Origin of the sequence: Nitrospira tepida (assembly GCF_947241125.1) — a bacterium.
Taxonomy (GTDB): Bacteria; Nitrospirota; Nitrospiria; order Nitrospirales; family Nitrospiraceae; genus Nitrospira_G; species Nitrospira_G tepida.
In genome coordinates this window covers 1,164,995-1,184,103 of record NZ_OX365700.1, presented here as the reverse complement: position 1 = coordinate 1,184,103, position 19,109 = coordinate 1,164,995, and the positions used below count along the sequence as shown (strand labels likewise).

Annotated in this window: 17 protein-coding genes and 1 tRNA gene; 1 reads left to right on the top strand and 17 read right to left on the bottom strand. The window is 60.5% G+C overall.

The genetic code is table 11. From position 1 onward, the window contains the following. Positions 1-4 precede the first annotated feature (4 nt). The 6 genes from QWI75_RS05560 to hpnH all read right to left on the bottom strand — a co-directional run bounded on the left by QWI75_RS05560 (position 5) and on the right by hpnH (position 5,787). Entirely contained in the window at positions 5-820 is an 816-nt protein-coding gene (locus QWI75_RS05560; RefSeq protein WP_289267703.1) for a c-type cytochrome, read from the bottom strand. A gap of 54 nt (positions 821-874) precedes the next feature. Further along, entirely contained in the window at positions 875-2,578 is a 1,704-nt protein-coding gene (locus QWI75_RS05555; protein WP_289267702.1) for a cytochrome ubiquinol oxidase subunit I, read from the bottom strand. 39 nt (positions 2,579-2,617) lie between these two features. Then, positions 2,618-3,121, bottom strand: a complete 504-nt coding sequence (locus tag QWI75_RS05550; protein WP_289267701.1) for a c-type cytochrome — start codon at positions 3,119-3,121, stop codon at positions 2,618-2,620. 278 nt (positions 3,122-3,399) lie between these two features. Further along, on the bottom strand, positions 3,400-3,930 hold the full coding sequence (locus QWI75_RS05545; protein WP_289267700.1) for a hypothetical protein: 531 nt from the start codon (positions 3,928-3,930) through the stop codon (positions 3,400-3,402). A gap of 395 nt (positions 3,931-4,325) precedes the next feature. Beyond that, positions 4,326-4,733 carry a hypothetical protein gene (locus tag QWI75_RS05540; RefSeq protein WP_289267699.1) on the bottom strand — a complete coding sequence of 136 codons (408 nt, stop codon included), beginning with the start codon at positions 4,731-4,733 and terminating at the stop codon, positions 4,326-4,328. Next, the gene (hpnH, locus tag QWI75_RS05535) at positions 4,705-5,787 is read right to left on the bottom strand and encodes an adenosyl-hopene transferase HpnH (RefSeq protein WP_289267698.1); all 1,083 of its coding nucleotides are present in this window, start codon (positions 5,785-5,787) and stop codon (positions 4,705-4,707) included. The genes QWI75_RS05540 and hpnH overlap by 29 nt, the downstream gene beginning before the upstream one ends. Before the next feature lie 921 nt (positions 5,788-6,708). Between hpnH and QWI75_RS05530 the strand changes: the two genes are divergently transcribed. Then, positions 6,709-6,858, top strand: a complete 150-nt coding sequence (locus QWI75_RS05530; RefSeq protein ID WP_289267697.1) for a hypothetical protein — start codon at positions 6,709-6,711, stop codon at positions 6,856-6,858. 356 nt (positions 6,859-7,214) lie between these two features. On the opposite strand, the gene QWI75_RS05525 is transcribed toward QWI75_RS05530, so the two are convergent. From QWI75_RS05525 to shc, 11 genes are all read right to left on the bottom strand, one after another. Then, positions 7,215-7,290 (bottom strand) — tRNA-Cys (locus QWI75_RS05525). Between the two features lie 76 nt (positions 7,291-7,366). Continuing rightward, the gene (gene ispG, locus QWI75_RS05520) at positions 7,367-8,569 is read right to left on the bottom strand and encodes a flavodoxin-dependent (E)-4-hydroxy-3-methylbut-2-enyl-diphosphate synthase (protein WP_289267696.1); all 1,203 of its coding nucleotides are present in this window, start codon (positions 8,567-8,569) and stop codon (positions 7,367-7,369) included. Positions 8,570-8,583: 14 nt separating this feature from the next. Further along, positions 8,584-10,557 (bottom strand): 1-deoxy-D-xylulose-5-phosphate synthase, encoded by a 1,974-nt coding sequence (gene dxs, locus QWI75_RS05515; RefSeq protein WP_289267695.1) that lies wholly within the window; start codon positions 10,555-10,557, stop codon positions 8,584-8,586. A 173-nt stretch (positions 10,558-10,730) separates the two neighbouring features. Next, positions 10,731-11,918, bottom strand: a complete 1,188-nt coding sequence (locus QWI75_RS05510) for a DUF1207 domain-containing protein (RefSeq protein ID WP_289267694.1) — start codon at positions 11,916-11,918, stop codon at positions 10,731-10,733. 53 nt (positions 11,919-11,971) lie between these two features. Beyond that, a complete protein-coding gene (locus tag QWI75_RS05505) occupies positions 11,972-13,171 on the bottom strand; it encodes a BamA/TamA family outer membrane protein (RefSeq protein WP_289267693.1) in 1,200 nt (399 codons plus the stop codon). A 5-nt stretch (positions 13,172-13,176) separates the two neighbouring features. Next, entirely contained in the window at positions 13,177-13,851 is a 675-nt protein-coding gene (locus tag QWI75_RS05500; RefSeq protein WP_289267692.1) for an MlaC/ttg2D family ABC transporter substrate-binding protein, read from the bottom strand. Positions 13,852-13,884: 33 nt separating this feature from the next. Next, positions 13,885-14,340 (bottom strand): outer membrane lipid asymmetry maintenance protein MlaD, encoded by a 456-nt coding sequence (gene mlaD, locus QWI75_RS05495; protein ID WP_289267691.1) that lies wholly within the window; start codon positions 14,338-14,340, stop codon positions 13,885-13,887. 13 nt (positions 14,341-14,353) lie between these two features. Next, positions 14,354-15,112 carry an ABC transporter ATP-binding protein gene (locus tag QWI75_RS05490; RefSeq protein WP_370693620.1) on the bottom strand — a complete coding sequence of 253 codons (759 nt, stop codon included), beginning with the start codon at positions 15,110-15,112 and terminating at the stop codon, positions 14,354-14,356. 25 nt (positions 15,113-15,137) lie between these two features. Beyond that, complete coding sequence (locus QWI75_RS05485) at positions 15,138-15,908, bottom strand: MlaE family ABC transporter permease (RefSeq protein ID WP_289267689.1); 771 nt, start codon at positions 15,906-15,908, stop codon at positions 15,138-15,140. A gap of 32 nt (positions 15,909-15,940) precedes the next feature. Further along, complete coding sequence (locus tag QWI75_RS05480) at positions 15,941-16,705, bottom strand: 5'-methylthioadenosine/S-adenosylhomocysteine nucleosidase family protein (protein ID WP_289267688.1); 765 nt, start codon at positions 16,703-16,705, stop codon at positions 15,941-15,943. Positions 16,706-16,760: 55 nt separating this feature from the next. Beyond that, entirely contained in the window at positions 16,761-18,878 is a 2,118-nt protein-coding gene (gene shc / locus QWI75_RS05475; RefSeq protein ID WP_289267687.1) for a squalene--hopene cyclase, read from the bottom strand. Positions 18,879-19,109 lie beyond the last annotated feature (231 nt).

Genomic DNA, 19,109 nt, shown 5'->3' with positions numbered 1-19,109 from the left:
CGTCTTATTTCTTTTTGATCGGCTTGGGTGTATTGACCGAGGTGTTCTTCATCGTCCCCAGCCAGGCCGCCAGCACATCCACGTCCTTCTCTTCCATCAGCTCCTTGTATTTATCCGGCATCTTCTTCTTCTCGTATTCCTTCTCAAACCCTTCGGCCATAAAACTTTGCGGCTCGAGGATCTTTTCCTTTATCTCGGCGACCGTCATCAAGGAGCCGATGTTATCCAACTCCGGACCGCGCTTTTTCCCACCCTCCCCCTTCAGCTTGTGGCAGTTGTAACATTCCTGCAGTTGCCACTGCTCGAATCCCAACCGCTCCAGCTCCTTGGGGTCGTTCACGGAGGCGCCGCCGGACGGCGTTGACGTCTCGACCACACCGGCTCCCGCGGCCGCCGCCCCTTCCTGAATGACATCCTTCCCGAGGTTCTTGATCCGTTCCTGCAAGGCCGCGGCCTTCTCGTCCAACGCCTTGACCTTGGCGATCAGATCTTCCGTCTTGCCCTGCTCGGTCAGCTTTCGCTTGGGAGCCAGAATCTTCTCGATTTTGCCCTTCTCGTCTTCCGGATCATACTGCGGCAGGAGCGAGGCGCCGCCGATATAAAACACGGACAGGATCAGATAGAACACGATCAGCGCCACGATGGCTTTGCCGCCGCTGATCGGTTTCACGGAGGGAGCGTCGAGGAGCATGTACACGAGCATGCCCAGCATGGCGTAGGCAAAGAACATGTACTGAAATATCTCCGGAAAGCCGAGGATCTTGGCGGCGACGAGCAGCCCCACCCCGACCACAATCCCACCGATCACTTTCCGTATCACGTTCGGTCTCCTTCCCTGTATTTCCGAAGCTCCGCTCGCAAGGTTGCCTGATGCCTATTTCGCTCCTGCCGGAACCGGTTTGGCCTCATGCGCATGGCCCTTGGGTTCGGAGGCGCGCAAGGTCACGATGATGGCGAAACTGACGACGATATAGAACAGCAGCGTGATCGCCGTAATCCACCAGGCGGAATAGGCCAGCGTCGGCGTATAGGACTCCGGCGTGAAGTCGGGCACCAGGTTGTACGTGTGGAAATATTTCCGAAGCAGCGAGCGCACGGCCCCCATGAGGCCCATGGTCCAAATCGCGCTGAAGGCCAGGAAGATCAGGACGAACTGCGAGGCGAAGTCGATCTTGCCCCACACGATCGTGCCCTGCCGGATCGCCCGGTTGTACATGATGTAGTTGAGCACCGTCACGAACACCAGCGTGAAGGCGGCGGCATTCTTCGCCGGCATCAGGGCGAGGAAATTCCATTCCGAGGGAAGCTCCAATTCCTCCACCAGCTTGGCGCCCGTCGGGACGAACCCGTGCGGCGTCATCCAGATGGCGTTCCCGATGACGATCATCAAAAAGCCCAGCTTGATGAACGTGCGCGAGGAGACGGTCATCGGGATGAACTTTCCCAGGATGGCCGGGAGCACCACCAGCGGGGCCAGAAACGCCAGGGAGGTCGGGTCGGGGGCGGGATAGACCGTCCAGGCCCAGGTCATCACGAACGGCGTGGCGATCATCGCGATGAGCGTGAACAACGACATCCGCACGCGCTCCACGCCTTCGATGCGCTTCATGCTCAGCCAAATATAATAGTTGCTCGCCAGGAAAATCAGCCCGACCATGGCGCCCTGCATCTCGAAGAACATCGAGAGTTGGTCGGCCATCATGTAGGGGCAGATGGAGGCGTCATAGTCGCAGAGTTCGTAGGCCAACAAGTAGCCCATGAAGGGAAGGAACAGCAGCGCCCCCACGCCGATCAGATTCCCGACAAACCCCATCCAATCGTAATAGGCCCGATCCTCTTCCTTCTTCGACCCCAAGAACTGATAGGCCGCGATGAGGCCGGCGATAAACCCGCCGAAGGTCACGTTGCCGACCAGGCGGTGCAGGTTCATCGGCATCCAACTGTAGTTGTAGACCTTATCCCACAGCGTGGCGCTCTGGATGAACTCGACGATGGATGCGCCCTCCGCCTTGGCCGGCGTGTTCATGAAGGCGGTCGGGCCGTCGATGACAAAGAGCGTCACCGCTCCGATCAGGTTCAGCAGCACGCCCAACGCGATGTGCCGGCCCTTCTTGTCGCCCTTCATCGCGTCCCACGTGTAGAAATAGAGATAGAGGACGATCGTTTCGCTGATGAAGAGCAGCGGATAGATCACCGCGAAGATGAGAAAGAAATGATTGATGAGCCAGGTGGTGAATTGGGGGTAGGTCGCCAGCAACACGAAAATGAAGAGGCCGCCCGTGAGCGCCGTCATGCTGTACAGAATCACGGTGACTTTCGTCACTTCCTTGGCCAGCCGGTCGTACCGGGGATCCTGCTTCCTGTATCCCAGCCACTCGGAGATCACCACGAAAATCGGCGCCCCCAGGATGAAGGCGGCAAACAGGATGTGCAGTTGGGCGACGATCCACACCGCCGTTCGGTTTCCCGTGTATGGAAACTCCGCAGCCGGGGGATTGGGCACTTGGGCATACGCCGCCGAGCCCCAGACCGTCAGCAGACCGATCGCGATCAGCAGATTTCGGTGCCAGCCTTTCATGATGTCTCGTCGCCCCTCCACTCGTCTGTTTGGAAATACTTACTTGCTTGCCACCTGCCCGGCCGACACCCATGCATTCGACTTTGGATCCCAGCTCTTGCCGGCCAGACCGAACGTGCGCTCGAAGGCAACGAGCTTCCAGCGATCCTCTTCCGAGAGCTTGCTCTTCCAGGCCTTCATTTTGGTATTGGGCACCCCTTCCGAGATACGCCAGAACCAGACCGAGTCGGAATACAATTTCATCCGCTCGCCGACGCGGAAATCTCTGGCCCCGGCCTTCACCGGCTTGCCGTCCTTTCCATGGCAACTGGAACAATTCACGTCAGGGTTCTTTGCGCCGATGTAGATCTCCTTCCCCTCTTCCACAATCTTGGGGTCGGTCCACCAGCCTTCGGGCATGTGTTTATCCGCATACTCGGCCGGGGCGGGCGGCGGTGGAACAATTGGGCCTTCCCCTCCTTCACCCCCGCAACTGGCGAGCGCGATCCCCATGCCCGCGATTCCAAGCACCCACGTCATCCTGGTCCAGCTTGCTTGTTTCATAATGACTTGTCCGCTCCTTTCTGTCCCGCGGGCCGTACCCATCCCGCAGGTGTATGAAGACCGCAATAACAGATCGTTGGCCCTGGTGATCGATTCCGGCCCTTACTCCGGACATGAAAAAACGCTTCCGCCCGGGTCGACGACGTCGGCACAAGCAAAAGCGCTATTTTTTGCGAAACCGGCCGAGGGTCACTCGCTCACCCATCCTCACCCAGCGTCATGAACCGATCCGGCAAGGACACTCCGACGACCCGCGGACCAGCGTCTGTCTATTGAATTTATCGTCGCTGCTTCTTCTGTCGTTTCCGGGACGGCTGCGCACGCTGCTTGCCCCGCATGATGCGGATGCCGGTCAATGCCGCGACCCCGACCAGACTGCCCGCTACGGTGACATAGACCCACCGCGGCAGCCCTTCCACCGTGCTTTGACAACCGGACCCGAAGTCGACGCGAACCTTCCGCTCGGTTTCAAGATCTTTCGGATCGAATTGAACCTTCGTCCGCTGTTCCTCTCCAGCGGCCTGAATGACGAGAACGTCACCGAGATTGTCGTTATGGAGATGCAGGGTGGCCTTGTAATATCCCCGTTCGTTTGTTTCGACCGTTTGCCCGAGTGAGATGCGAGGGTCTTTGACCACCACCTCGCTCTTCCCAACCGGCCGCCCGCCGTCTCCGCAGACAAACCCTTCGACGGTAAACCGGTGATCGGCTTCGTGCGTCGCCGTCACAACCGGCGCCCACCCAAGCTGCATCATGATAAACGCGCCGGCCGCTCCCAGAACCAGCCGCACCAGCCTCGGAAGCGCCATTGCAAAACCCCGCTTCCAGAGCGGCAGAGAGCGAGCTTGCAACATCATTGCGACGCCGGGTGCCGGCCCCTTAGAGGGCGAGACATTTAACACAGGCACCACCTATTGTCAACACAAACACCGGTGCCAAAGGCCTCTGGCTTCGCTTCGACGCGGGGATTCTGAAGCGGCGCGCGTCGCAAGAAATCACAAAGAATCGGTCGGCGGCGCAGGGTATGCGCGGAACCGTCACCCTGCGATGCGGGAGCGTCTGAACATGGGACGAACCATCGGAGACCGCGCCGCCCAAGCGCGTGCGGTTCAACGCCACGGCCAGGAGTTCAGGACGGAAGGTGTCGTCTGGAGGATCGGCTCAGGAGAACGTCAGAATGGAAATTGGCGCCGCCGAAACGTCGCTAGAGGTGTCCCCTTGCCCGCGCTTCCGCTTCCACGCGGGCGGCTTCGGCCTGTCGTTGGAATTCTTTTTTGGCGGCCCAGGCTTCCCAGGATTTGCCGTTGGCTGTATCTTCCCCGCTGAACTCAATCTCCTCGATCTGACCGTAGGGAATCGTTCGAGCGGGGCGCTGCACGCCCCGATCAACCGGGAAGATTTCGACGTAGGGGGCATCGGGATGGGCGCCCGAGTTCACCCGGTTGAACAGGTAGCCTTCGACGGTTTCGCCGTGACGGAGCCGAAGCCGCACATCGCCGCGATAGTCGAACGCCAATTCGATCGCCTTGGCCAGCTCCGCCTCCGAAGCCGGAGTGAACCGCCGGGCCTGTAGCGACCTCTCTTCAGGCTCGTGATACTTCGTGTCCGTCATGTCGAGGCGGTCGTGGTTGAAGGAGAGAAGGACCGGAGCCATGCCGGTTCGGGCCCACCATGGCGCGAACGGTCCGCGCCAGGCCGCCCCATGACCCGAAGGTGTCGTTCACGGCTGAGGCCTCATACCCGCAATGGACCATGCAGTCGGCGCACTTCTCGTGCCGGCCGGTTCCGTATCGGTCCCAATCGGTGCCCTCCATCAGTTCGCGAAACGTCTTCACGTATCCGTCTTGAAGCAAATAACAGGGCCGCTGCCATCCAAACACGTTGTAGGTGGGATTGCCCCAAGGGGTGCATTGGTACTCGACATGCCCCATCAAGAATTCAAGGAACATGGGCGACTGGTTGAACCGCCAGGAGCGCTTCCGGTCCCGCAACAGCTCGCTGAACAGCTCCTGCGTCCGCTGTCGCTTGAGGAAGTGTTGCTGATCCGGCGCCTTCTGATAGCTGTACCCGGGAGAAATCATCATCCCCTCGACGCCCAAGGTCATCATTTCATCGAAGAACGCCCGAACCCGCTCCGGCTTGGCGTCGTCGAACAGGGTGGTGTTGGAGGTCACGCGGAAACCCCGCTTCAAGGCCGCCCGGATGGCACGGACCGCCACGTCATAGACGCCGTCCCGGCAGACCGCGTGGTCGTGCTCCTCTTTGAGGCCGTCCATGTGGATGCTGAACGTGAGGTACTTGCTTGGGGCGTAGTCGTCCAGCTTTCGCTCTAACAGCAACGCGTTGGTGCAAAGATAGACATAGCGCTGCTGGTTGACCAATCCCCGGACGATCTCGGGCATCTCAGGATGGATCAGCGGTTCCCCTCCCGGGATGCTGACCATGGGCGCGCCACACTCCTCCGCCGCCGCCCAGCATTGCTGGGGGGTCAGGCGCATATCCAGGACATGGTCGGGGTATTGGATCTTGCCGCACCCGGCACAGGCTAAGTTGCATCGAAACAACGGCTCCAGCATCAGCACCAGGGGGTAGCGGGCAACGCCCTTGGCCTTCTGGGTGAGCACATATTTCGCGACGGTATAGGCTTGGGAAAGCGGTACGGCCATCCCTTTCTCCTTCCTCACTGGTCTTGATGGAAATCGGCCTGAAAATTGGCCAATTCTGTGGATTGAGCCGTGGCATCTTACCATCGGCCTTTTAAGGGCGTCAATTTATGCGGGGTTGAAGGTCTCAGACTTGGCCGTGCCTCATGTTAAGAGAATGAGAAAATCTGCCTGGTCCCGCCCCAAAAACAAGGCCGATCATGTCCGGTTATGACCCCTCTCAGCCCATTTCAGAACGGCGCCCGTTCACAGGACAAATCGAAAACTGTGTATAACTCGATGTGGCTGCGACAATCCGGAAAGTCGCACTGGAAGCGGGTTTTGGCCAGTATTGGTTGTTACGGCATCTTAACAGGAGATTGTGGGAGGAGGGTCTGAAAACAAAGTCAACCCACAAGATATTGCGGTTGGATAGGGGCCGATCGCAATGCCTAAAAAATAGGCAAGTCGCTCATTGCCGCGTGGTCTGCTGCGAGAACGCCATTGTTTTGTGACTTGTGCACAAGTTTATCCACAGAGTTTGGGGAAACCTTCTCGTACAAGAGTGAACACAGAAAACCTAGAGAATTTCGTCTCTTTTCGTCAGGTCATTTCGGACCCATGAAATAAAAATCCTGCGCGGGAATTTCTCCATCCAAAGCCGCGGCCTTTCCTCGAAAGCACCATAGCTCTCCATGGCATCGAACAGTATGGTGTCTATCCGGCGCTTCCAATTCCTGTGGTTCATCATCGTGAGGTCCACCATGATCGCCTCAAGACATTCAGCACCTGGGCAGCAGGCAGTCGATACGAGACCACGGGTATGGATGAGACATTGTCCCTCCTGTTGTCTGGTCCTTCGAAAGGTCGACCCGCAAGCCCCCTGGACTTGCGAATGTGGATGGAAAGGAACCCAATCGTGGTAAACTAACAGTGGAGGTTGAAATGGCGACCGGCACTTTTTCCCCACATGATCTGAAGGGCGCCCTGATTCTCTTCCTATGCTTTGCCATGTTGGCGTTCATCTGCGGCTTGGCGGCGCTGTCCACGGTCATGCGCCCGGCCAAGTGGAGTGACCGCCTAGAGAATCGGTAGAGGACAACCCGACAGCCTTGGCCCGGCATGCAGGCCGATGGTCCCTGCTTGCAGCCCGGTTCTCTCTCGCACATCGTTCATCGATCCTCCCTCGCTCCGAGCGATTCTTTCACCTGAGGTCACAGGAAGGTGATCGCGGTGTGTTCCAGACTCGCCCGGGGCTCACAGCTTGAGATTGGAGCCCGGCAAGGATCGGACAAGAATAAAGAACGCCGGGCGAAGGACATGCGCGGATTAACGCGGCGTCCCTCGCGGCATCAATGAAGAAGGCTTCGCCTGCTACTGAGGCATTTCCCGGCGGACATCAACGAAGTACGGCGCGCCTGACAAGCTGGTCAGCCACACGAAGTGCGGTTTGGAGGCGCCGAGCGGGTTCGAACCGCTGCATCGCAGTTTTGCAGACTGCTCCCTTAGCCACTTGGGTACGGCGCCCCACGAAGAGCAAACGAGGCATTATAGCGGGCATGGGAAGGCGAACTCAACCGCTGGGTGCGGTAGGCGGCGTGGATCAGCGCGACGGAAGAACTGGGATTTCGCGGCGACCTGTGCTGGTCGATTCCGAGGAGGCGAAAGACTGATTCCAGGCTGAGGGATTCCGGTCATGTCCGGAACCTCGAGCTTGAGAGGTTTCCTCATGGCCTTGCGCTTCTTTTTCTTTGGCCATCACTTCGACTTCGGCGATCAACGTGTCCATCAGGTCGGCCATCGGCACCTTCCGATCCAACTTGCCCTTCTTGAATAGAATTCCGACGCCCTCGCCTCCGGCGATGCCGATATCCGCCTCTTTGCCTTCGCCGATCCCATTGACGACGCAACCAAGCACCGACACGTTCAGCGGCGTCTTGATGTGACCCAATCGCTTTTCGAGTTCATTGGCCATGCGCACCACATCGATCTCCACCCTGCCGCAGGTGGGACAGGCGATGACGTTGATGCCGCGGTGGCGCAACTCCAGCGATTTCAGGATCTCGAACCCGACACGGACCTCTTCAACCGGATCGGCGGCGAGTGAAACCCGCAGCGTATCCCCGATGCCGTTCATCAGCAGCCACCCCAGTCCGATCGAAGATTTGACCGCACCGGTCAAGACGGTCCCGGCTTCGGTGATGCCAATGTGCAGCGGATAATCCGACTGGTGGGCGAAGATCCAATAGGCATCCACCGCCATATGGACATCGGACGCCTTCAACGACACCTTCATATTCGTGAAGCCGATATCTTCCAACGCATGTACGGCGTTCAACCCGGACTCGGCCAATGCTTCGGCGGTGGGATATCTGTACTTGTCGAGCAGGTGGCGTTCCAGCGAACCGGCGTTGACGCCGATCCGGAGCGGAATGCCCCGGTCGCTGACGGCCTTCACGACCTCGGTGACCTTCCACCAGGCGCCGATGTTTCCAGGATTGATGCGGACGCAATCCACCGTTTCCGCCGCCTTGAGCGCCAGCCGGTAATCAAAGTGAATGTCCGCGATGATCGGGATGTGGATCTGGGATTTGATCTTAGGAAGGGCGGCCGCCGCTTCCATGTCCGGAACCGCCACGCGGACCAGCTCGCAGCCGGCCTGTTCCAGTTGGTGAATCTGCTCCACCGTCGCCGTGACATCGCTCGGGTGTGGAATCGTCATGGATTGGACGGAGATCGCGGCATCCCCGCCGATCCTGACGTTCCCGACGGTAACCTGTCTGGTCTTTCGACGACGGATAAACATTCCGACCGGCTCCCTCAACTCCCCTGCTCGTCGCCTTCCGGGTGATACAGGCTTTCTCCCCTCAGGGAAAAGGTCTCTCTCCTGACGTTGCGCGCACGGACCTCGCCTCCCTTGGTGGAAAGCTGCTCCCAGAATCCCTTCACGGTTTGGTAGATGCCTTCCGCTGTCAGGCCATACTTTTCCCGAAGCAGGTCTTGCGGCCCCTGCTCGATATACCAATCCGGAAGCCCGATCAATTTTGTGGGAACGGTGATCCCCTGCTCGGCCAGGGACTCAAGCACCGCGGAGCCAAACCCTCCCATGCGCGATCCCTCTTCCACCGTGACCAGACAGCGGGTCTGGCCCGCGACCCTCGCGATCAACTCGTCGTCCAGCGGCTTCACAAACCGCCCGTTGATCACCGCGACGGACAGGCCGTCTTCCGCCAGCCGTTCCGCGGCCTTGACCGCCTGGCCGACCGTCACCCCAATCGCCGCGATCGCGACATCCGTTCCCTCGCGCAACAGCTCGCCCTTGCCGATTTCGAGGACAGCCGGCTGCTGATCCATCGGGACGCCGAGACAGGTCCCCCGCGGATAACGAACCGAGGCCGGCCCGTCGTACGACAGGGCCGTCTTGATCATGTGCTGCAACTCGTTTTCATCTTTCGGCGCCATCACGACCATGTTGGGCACATGCCGGAGATAGGCGAAATCAAACGCACCGTGGTGCGTGGTGCCGTCTTCCGCCACCAAGCCGCCGCGATCGATGCAAAACGCCACCGGCAGGTTCTGCGTCGCCACGTCGTGGACGACCTGGTCGTAGGACCGCTGCAGGAAGGTCGAATAGATCGTGACGACCGGTCTCATGCCCTCCGCCGCAAGTCCGGCCGCAAAGGTGACGGCATGCTGCTCGGCGATGCCGACATCGTACAACCGATCGGGGAACTCCTTCTCGAAGGCGGTCAGGCCGGTGCCTTCGCACATGGCGGCGGTGATCGCAACGATCCGGCGATCTTCCTTGGCCAACTTGATCAGCGTGTTGACCGCGTGCGCCGTGTAGCTCGGGCGCGGCGCCTTCTTGGCCATCTCCCCGGTTTCCCGGACGAAGGGAGGACAGGCATGGAACCAGACAGGGTTGTCCACGGCCGGCTGATACCCGAGCCCTTTCTTGGTGATGACATGGAGCAACACCGGTCCCCTCATCTTCAGCACGTTCTCCAGCGTCGGCAACAGGTGCTCGAAGTTATGGCCGTCGATCGGGCCCACGTAGTGGAACCCCAGTTCCTCGAACAACAGGCCCGGCAAAATCATGCCCTTCGCCAATTCCTCGGCACGGCGCGCCATCTTCTGCATGTCCGGTCCGATATGAGGAATGGCGCCCAGCAATTGGGAGGTTTCCTCCCGCACCTTGGTGAAAAACTCGCCGGTGAAGGTGCGGTTGAGATAGGACGAAATCGCCCCGACGTTCTTGGAAATCGACATCTGATTGTCGTTCAACACCACGATGAAATCGCGGTTGGTCCCGCCCGCATGGTGCAGCCCTTCCAAGGTCATGCCCGCCGTCATGGCGCCGTCGCCGACGACACAGACGACCTTGTGCCTCAACCCCTGCTGGTCCCTTGCCTCGACCATGCCGTAGGCGGCGGAAACGCCGGTTCCCGCATGGCCGGCGTTGAACGTGTCGTATTCGCTTTCCTCCCGTTTGCAGAAACCGCTCAAGCCTCCGTATTGCCGCAAGGTGTGGAACTGCTCGCGGCGACCGGTCAGAAGCTTATGGGTATAGGCCTGATTGCTGGTATCCCACACGATCTTGTCCTGTGGTGTATTCAGCAGGTAGTGCAGCGCCACGCTCAGCTCAACGACCCCCAGATTGGAAGCCAGATGGCCGCCCACGCTGGAGACCACCGAGATGATCTGTTCGCGTATCTCCTGGCACAGCAACGGAAATTCCTTCGGAGACAGCTTCTTCAGATCTGCGGGACTGTGTATCGATTTGAGCAGGGACATTGCTTACGCTCCTTGTTAGGTCTCACCGCAAAGGTCGTCTCGCGTCTACAATTTCGCGATCGAGCAGGTCGGAATGGAAAGTGCCGGCAGAAGAGTGATGGCAAGCCTCTGAATCAACGAGGATGGTTGCACATTCGACGCCCAGAGTCAAGCATTGTCGGCTCCGCAGCCCGCTAGAAATAGAAATGCAGTCCGACGCCCAGCCATTGCGTCTTCTGCGTAAAAAATTGCCCGTCCGGGAACGGCCCGCCGTAATGTTCGATCAACAGTTGAATCGCCCGCCCGTCGAGACGAAGATTTTCAAACTGCACGCCGGCCATCACTGAATGGCCCACGCTCCATTCGGTCCGTCCAAACAATTGCACATCTGCATAGGCGACCGGCCTCAAGCGACCCTGCCAGTAGGTCGTCGGACTGGTGAGTTCGGCCCCGAACTGGACGGTGCCGTTGCCCAACCCATCCGGCGACTGCCGCAACAGGACGCCTCCGCCTCCGTAGACCCGCAGCCAGTCCCAGGCATCATAGGACAATTTGAGATCGAGACGGTCATAATTGACCTCCACCCGCTTCGTGCCGGAATTTTCAAGAAATTCATCCCCAATGTGCGAGCTTTGATGGTTCAACCGCAGCAATGTCGACCACTTGCCGCCCCGATACGCATAAAAGAGCGCAAGCGTATAGTCGTTGTTGAGCAGGTCGTTGGACCCGGATGAAGAACTCAGATCGAACAGGCTGAAGAGCCCGGCTTGAAATCCGACTTCCCACTGGCCCCGGGCAGAGGGTGCGCCGCGATAGACCGAGACCGCCCCTCCGACGTTCGCCGCCGCGCCGTTCTTGAACTGGCTGTTGTCCAAGAACCGGCGGTAGGTGACGGAGAAGTGCGGCCATCGAGGGTCCGCGTGGAGCGGATCAAAGAGCAGCCCGCGCGGGAACCAACGGGAGAACGGTTCGCCGACGCTCGCCCCGACAGCGGGAACCGTTCCAGCCGGGACTGTGGCCGAGCCCTCCGGCTCCATCTCAATTTCGATCCTGACCACTCCTGGAATCCGCGCGAGCGCCGCCCGAACTTGGTCGGCCCGTAACCCTCCAAGATCCCGCGCACGAAGGAGCAGGACCCCGTCGGTCACGGTGACCGACGCCCCTTGCAACCGAAATTCCTGTTCCAGTATTCCCGTCGCATAGCCGGCGATGAAGGCATCGTCCACCGCCTCCGCGACTCCCACCGGACAGAGCGTCAGCACGATCGCCCAGAGTACTGCGCGAGCCTGTCCAGTATGCTGCCTCCATCCTTCACCGGCCGAAGCTTTCTGACGAATGATCCGTTCCGTTTCCCCCGGCATCGGCGCCGTTCGGCAGCGCATGTGTGTCCTTTCATTGGATGGCTCGTTTCCCATGTGAGCCCTGGAGTGTTCGGTTAGTACGGAAAATCCAGCCCCGCAAACACTGCGCCCCCTTCAGGGCTGTATCCGTAATCGACGCGGCCCACGACGTTGGGACGGACAATGCCGCGAAACCCGATCCCCGGCGTGACCTCGTAATCCCGGTTGATGCGCTGGCTGAACGAGCTGAACACCTTGCCGGTATCGACGAAGGGGGCGATTTCGAAGTCGGCCGCCACATTCGCCACCCTGGTGCGCAACACGTGGATGCGCTGCTCCACGCTGAGGGCCACCAGATGTTTGTCGATGAATCGATCGACGCCGTAGCCGCGCAGATTGTTCTGTCCTCCCAAGGAACTCTGTTCAAAGAAGGGCACCCGGTCGCCGAAGGTCATTTGCAGGTCGGCTCGCACGACCAGGATGATGTGCTTGGAGGGACTGGGGAAGAGCTTCTTGATCTCGATCTCATAGCGTTGATAGAAGGGATCGCCCGGCAAGTGGTAGTTCTGGTTGATTTCCGCATAGGCCGTGATTTGCGCGCCGTCGGTCGGCGTCACCAAATTGTCGCGGGTGTCGTAGTGGAACGTCAGGCGGTTGCCGAAGATCGTGGCGCCCTGCACTCCGTCGACGGTGGGAAAGACGTCTCCGGTGAACGGCAGATCCGTGGCCCCCCGTTCCAGCCGCACATCCCGGAATCGCTGCCCGAACGCCAGTTGGGTCACCTCGTTGAAATAGATCCCGAACTTCCACTCCGCGCGGATCTCGCGATCGGTGTAGTTGGTCTGGTCCGCCTCGACCGTCTGCTGGCTGATGCCGAAAAACCGGGCCGTGGCATTCTTGAAGAAGGCGCCACCGACGGTGAACGCATAGCGACCATCGGCGAAGGCGGGATCTGTATAGTTCAGTTGGAGCCGGTGTTCGATCTGCTCGGCCTTTGAGCCGATGAAGCGGAGTTGGCGTCCTCCGGAGTCATAGCGGAACAGGTTCAGGGCGGCTCTGGTCCCGACAATGGAGTTGTGAATAAGGAGCGGCGCAACGATGTATTTGAGATCGCCACTCGGCTCGGTGATGAGGATGGGAACGATCAGGCCGCCGTCGCTGCCGTCATTCTTGGAGGTGCCGACGGCCGGGACCGGAAAGTATTTGACCTCGGCCCAGAGGGGAGCCGCAAGGCACAGGACCACCCCCACCCAGATCCCAACGACCAGGGTCCCCAGAAGACGACGAGCAGACATGACGACTAGGGGGTCTTCGACGAGGCGGCAAGCTTGTCGGATTTCTTGCGGAGCTGCTCGACCAGGTCCTGGTACGATCCGTTCTTGAGAATCTTGCTGAACTGGCCCCGATAGTTGCTGACCAGGGAAATCCCGTCGATCACGACGTCATAGACGCGCCAGTCTCCGGCCCGGTTGATCAGGCGATAATCCAACGGCACTTCGGCCTGTCCCAACATGACCTTGGTGCGCACTTCACCGTACTCCTTCTCCACCCGCTCGCCCACGTAGTTGATAGGCTCGCCGGAATAGGACTCCACGCGGTCCGCATAGGAATTGATCAGCAGGCTTCGGAATAATTCCACGAACTCCTGTCGCTCCGCCTCGGACAGCTTCGTCCATTGGGCGCCCAGCGCACGCCGGGACATTTCTTCATAACTGAACCGCGACGCCACGACCGCCTCCAGCTTTTGGCGGCGCTCCTTGGACTTGTCCTGACCTTTGAGTTCCTTGTCCGCCAGGATTCGCAGGGCGTCGTCGATGCTGCCCTTCACGGCTTCCATCGGCCCGGCCGCAAGCGCCCAGGTATGGCGCGCGCCGGCCAGCCAGTCGAGGCCGACCGCCAGGCTGAGCGTCAAGGCGAGTATCCCCACGAGTCGCGTGCTGTGACCGCGAGACTGTCTCCTCGAAACCCTGTGCATCGTGCTCTCCTTCCCGCCAGCAGGTTCCCGGCCTTATTTGTTCTTGTCCCCGACGTTCCCATGCACATATTGACTCACGAGTTCTTCGAGGTCCAGCCCTGATTCGGTCTCGCGAATCTTCTCGCCCGGCTTCAGCGGATCTCCGCCGCCGCCCGGCGAGATCGACACGAATTTTTCTCCGATGATGCCGCGGGTCTTGATCGACGCAATGGTATCATCGTACAGCTTGACTTCGTCCTTGATCTGGAAGGTGACCAGGGCGCGATCATCCGTCAGGCCGATGTCCTTGATGCGGCCGATTTCCACACCCGCGATTTCCACCGTCGCCCCCGGCTTGAGTCCCGAGGCGGAATGGAACTCGGCCTGGACCGTGTAGTGTCCGCCGCCGATCAATTCCAGCTTTCCCAATTTAATGGACAGGTAGCCCAGACACAACAGCCCGCCGAGCACGAAGAGGCCGACCACGAATTCCAATCGCTCATGTGTCATGCGCGTTCTCCCATCATCCCGCCGTCGAAACCGGATGGACCGGATAGAGTCCGCCTACGGAAATGAACTCGCGGACCACCGGATCCTGCGTCTTGACGAATTCACCGGACGGAGCCATCTCCGCGATGACACCGGCATGGATCATCGCCACATAATCCGAAAAGGAGAAGACCTCGGGGATTTCGTGGCTCACCATCACGGCCGTGAATCCGAACGTGCGCTGCATGTCGCATATCAGCTCGTGAATGGTCTTGGCCATCAGGGGGTCGAGCCCCGTCGTCGGCTCGTCGAACAAAATGATCTCCGGCTCCATGACCAGGGCGCGCGCCAGGCCGGCGCGTTTCTTCATGCCCCCGCTGAGCTCGGCCGGAAACTTGTGTCCCATGCCCTTGAGTCCCACCTGTTCGAGCTTTTCGTCCACCCGGCGATTGACCTCCGAGGCCGGCAGCCGCAGCTTTTCCCGGAGCGGAAACGCCACGTTGTCGAAGACCGTGAGCGAATCGAACAGAGCGGCGCTCTGGAACAGCATGGCGAAACGCTTGCGCACCTCATTCAGCCGCTGGGCGTGCAATCTGGCGATGTCCACCCCGTCCACCCACACCTCGCCGCGATCGGGCTGGAGCAGCCCGATCATGTGTTTCAACAACACGCTCTTGCCTTCACCGCTGCGCCCGATGATCGTCGTCATCTTGCCTTTTGGGATCGCCAGCGTGATCCCGCGCAGCACCTGCTGCTGCCCCAGGGTCTTGTGGACGTCGTTCAGGCGGATGATCGGCTCCGGCTCCATCGCGCATTCCTCAGAGCAGCACCGACGTCAGGAAATAGTCCCATACGAGAATCAACACCGACGACAGCACCACCGCTTCCGTCGTGGCCGTGCCCAATCCTTCCGCGCTCATCCGCGTGTAATAGCCTTTATAGCAACAGATCCAACTGACGATCAGCCCGAAGCTGATCGACTTGAGGATACCGCCGTACACGTCTTTCCACTCCACCGCCGACTCGATCGAACTCCAATAGGACCCGGAATTCACGCCCAGCAACTCGACGCCCACCAGATGCCCGCCCCAGATCCCCACCACGTCGAAGATCGCCACGAGCAACGGGACGCCGATCAGGCTCGCCACCACCTTGGGAGCCACCAGATACTGCAAGGGATTCACCGCCATAGTATCCAAGGCGTCGATTTGCTCGGTGATCCGCATGATCCCGATTTCCGCCGTCATGGCGGAGCCGGCGCGCGCCGTGACCATCAGCGCCGCCAGGACCGGCCCGAGTTCCCGGATCATGCTGAGCGCCACGGCCGATCCCAACAACGCTTCTGAGCCGAATTTCCTGAGCGTGTAATAGCCCTGAAGCGCCAGCACCATGCCGGTGAAGGCCGCCGTCAACACGACCACGAACGAGGATTTGAAGCCGATGAAATGGAGCTGCTTGATGATCAGCCTGAGCCGAAAGGGCGGGCGAACCTGCCAGGCCGCCGCGCCGAGGATAAACAACAGCATCCGGCCCATCTCGGCCAGAATCCCCAGGCCGGCCCGTCCCAGTCGGCGAATCGTCCGCGGCATCACGGTGGTCATGACATCAGCCCAAAATATTCTTATACCAAGACTGGAAGGAACCGTTCAAAAAAACCCGTCAATTGTGCAGCCGCCTCGCGACTCTGCCGATGCAGGCGAAGCAACCGGCTGCAGCGCTTGGGACTGAAAAGCAGCGACGTCACCTCCCCGGCTTTGAGCAGCCAGGATGCGCCGGGGTCGATCCACCGATTGAAATCCATCGGCAGGGTGTCATCGAGGAGGTCCGACGCCGCGCGCACGATCACGAACGGCACCGTATAGGCCCGCGCCGCTTCCGCCAACGCCGCGCTTTCCATATCGAACGCCATTCCGCCGAACAATTCCGCCACGGCCCGTTTCTGGGCTGACGTCCACAATACACGATCGCTGCTGAGATAGGGGCCGATGCGCCCCTCGAATTGATACCGAGCCAAGACGGAGCCTGCCTGCGCCAGCAACGCCCCATCGGACGGAATGTCGGACCAGGGTCCCGCTGCGCCGCCGGCGCGCGGCAGCGCCCGCACACGGTTGCCGATCAGCAGGGCCCCGGCCCGGCCCTGGCTCAGATCGCAGGCGAATCCGGCCGACACGACGGCGTCCCAGCGAGCCTCGGCAAGCAACTGTTTGGCCACCGCTCCGGCGACGGTTGGCCCGATGCCGGACTGGATCAGATAGACCCAGAGCCCGCCGCAATGGCTCACGAGACAGGGAATCGTCCCCAAACGCGTCCGCTCGCAACTGCCGAGCGCGGCTTGAACGGCTTTGATTTCCCAGGTCGTCGCCGCGAAGATGCCGACGCGGTGCACGTGTCAGGCAAGGGGGATCAGGCGAGCCGCAGCAGGGCCGCAGGGGGTCATGGGATCAGACCCGATACTCGCCGGAGGTTCGCGCGGCCTGCTGGAGCTCATCGGCTCGAGCACAGCCCCGGGCTTTGATGTTGCGGTACATCGCCAGCGCCCAGAAGGGAAAATACTGGCAGTACCAGTGGTAGCGCAGATAGAAGACGCGCGGGAAGCCGGTACCGGTATGGCGGACCTCCTCCCACGACCCGTCTTTCGATTGATGGCGAACCAAGTAATTGATCCCCCGCACGACGCTGAACGACTCCGCTTCTCCGGCGCAGAGCAAGGCCAGCAGGGCCCAGGCGGTCTGCGAAGGGGTGCTGTCGCCCCGGCCATGGTGCGCGCCGTCGGCATAGGAGAGGCAGGACTCGCCCCATCCGCCGTCGGGATTCTGGTGCGTTTCGAGCCAAGCCACGGCTCGGCGGACGTACGGCAGCGACAGGTCCTCCCCGATCGCCTTCAACCCGGCAAGCACAGACCAGGTTCCATAGATGTAATTCACGCCCCAGCGGCCGTACCAACTGCCGTCCGGTTCCTGCTCCCGCTTGAGAAACCGCAGCGCCGGCGCCACAGCCGGATGGGATTGGTCGTACCCAAGCGCCCCGAGCATCTCAAGACACCGGCCGGTGAGGTCCGCCGTGCTGGGATCGAGCAACGCCCGGTGGTCGGCAAAGGGGATGTAATTGAAGACCATGCGATTATTGTCTTTGTCGTAGGCTCCCCATCCGCCGTCCGACCCCTGCATGGCCATGACCCATCGGAATCCCCGCTCGATGGCGGCGCGCTTGACCTCTTCGTTTGCGCCCTTGGCCTTGGCCAGCGCCATGAGGACCACCGCCGAATCGTCCACGTCCGGATAGTGCTCATTTTCAAATTGAAAATACCAGCCGCCGGGCTTGGCGTGAGGCGCGGACACTTGCCAATCCCCGACCGTGCGCGTCTGCTTGGCCAGCAGCCAATTCGCCGCCTTGACCATCGCGGGATGATCCGGCGCAAGCCCAGCCTCGACCAGCGCATTCATCAACAGGGACGTGTCCCAGATCGGAGAGAAGCAGGGCTGAAGGTGCAGCGTGTCCACCGGCTGTCCCTGGTCGAAGGCGGTGCCGTGGACTTCCAGCTCTTCGATTTCCTTCAACGCCTTCACGACCAGCGGATGGTGCGCGTCATACCCCAAGCAGCGGAGGGCGAAAATCGAATTGGCCATGGCCGGATAGATGGCGCCCAACCCGCCGGTTCCGTTGAGTCGTTCCAACATCCATTTCGCGGCGCGCTCGAGCCCGTATCGACGGACGGATTCGACCGGACGCCCGTCGTACCATTTCAACAACCCGTCCAATGTGATGAAGACATTCCGCCACGTGAACCAGCGGGCATCCTTCTTAAAGGGCGGGAACTGGCTGAAATCGAGCTGGTCTTTCGGCGTGACATAGAGTTCGTCGATGCCCTGCTCTTTGGGAATCCGGCAGAGGGGCCGATGGGCAAACACGATCAGGAGCGGGATCAGGACCGCCCGAGACCAATAGGAGATGGCGTAGATGCTGAAGTAAAAGTCCTTGGGCAGCAGCATGATCTCCGGCGGCATGCTGGGCACGCCCCGCCAGTCGTATTGCCCGAAGAGGGCCAGAGTAATCTTCGTGAACACGTTGGCCGAGACGACTCCGCCCATGGCCAGAATCCGCTCCCGCGCTTTGAGCATGAAGGGTTCGGACGCCGACACCCCGGCCAATTTCAATGCGAAATAGGCCTTCACGGAGGCGCTGATCTCGGCCGGCCCGCCGTAGTAGATGGCCCAGCCTCCGTCGGCCAACTGCGTGTGTTTCAGATAACTTACGACCTTGCGCTCGCGCTCGGGATCCGACAGCCTGAGAAAGCGACGCAGCATCACGTATTCGGAGATCAGAGTCGCATCCGCCTCCAACTCCGCAACCCAGAAACCCTCGCGGGGATCCTGCCGGGACAGCAACCAGGCCTGGCTCCGGCGCAACGCGTCATCAATGGAATCGGGCTGGCTGAGGGCCGTGCCGGTCACTCGGCGGGGATGGGTTTCCGTGGCGGCGCCCAGACGCTCGTTCCTGGCGATCAGGCGGAGCAGGGGTAGGCGAGGCCGGGCCGACCCGGTCCGCAAGCGAGCGGGCATGGCGCCAAGCAAGCTCCCCGACAAGCGGGAAAACAAATTCTTCAACCTCGTGATTTCAGTCGTACCGGGCGTCATTGACCAGAATAGCCCCCTTGCGCCTTGAAGGCTTCCATGGAATCACCCTTCTGCCTGGCGGTGAGATGAAGGAAAGCTTCGAAATTCTAAGGGCATATAAACAAACGCCTCCCGTCAAGTCAAGGGAGAAGGCAATCCCTACCCCCCGGCGGCAGG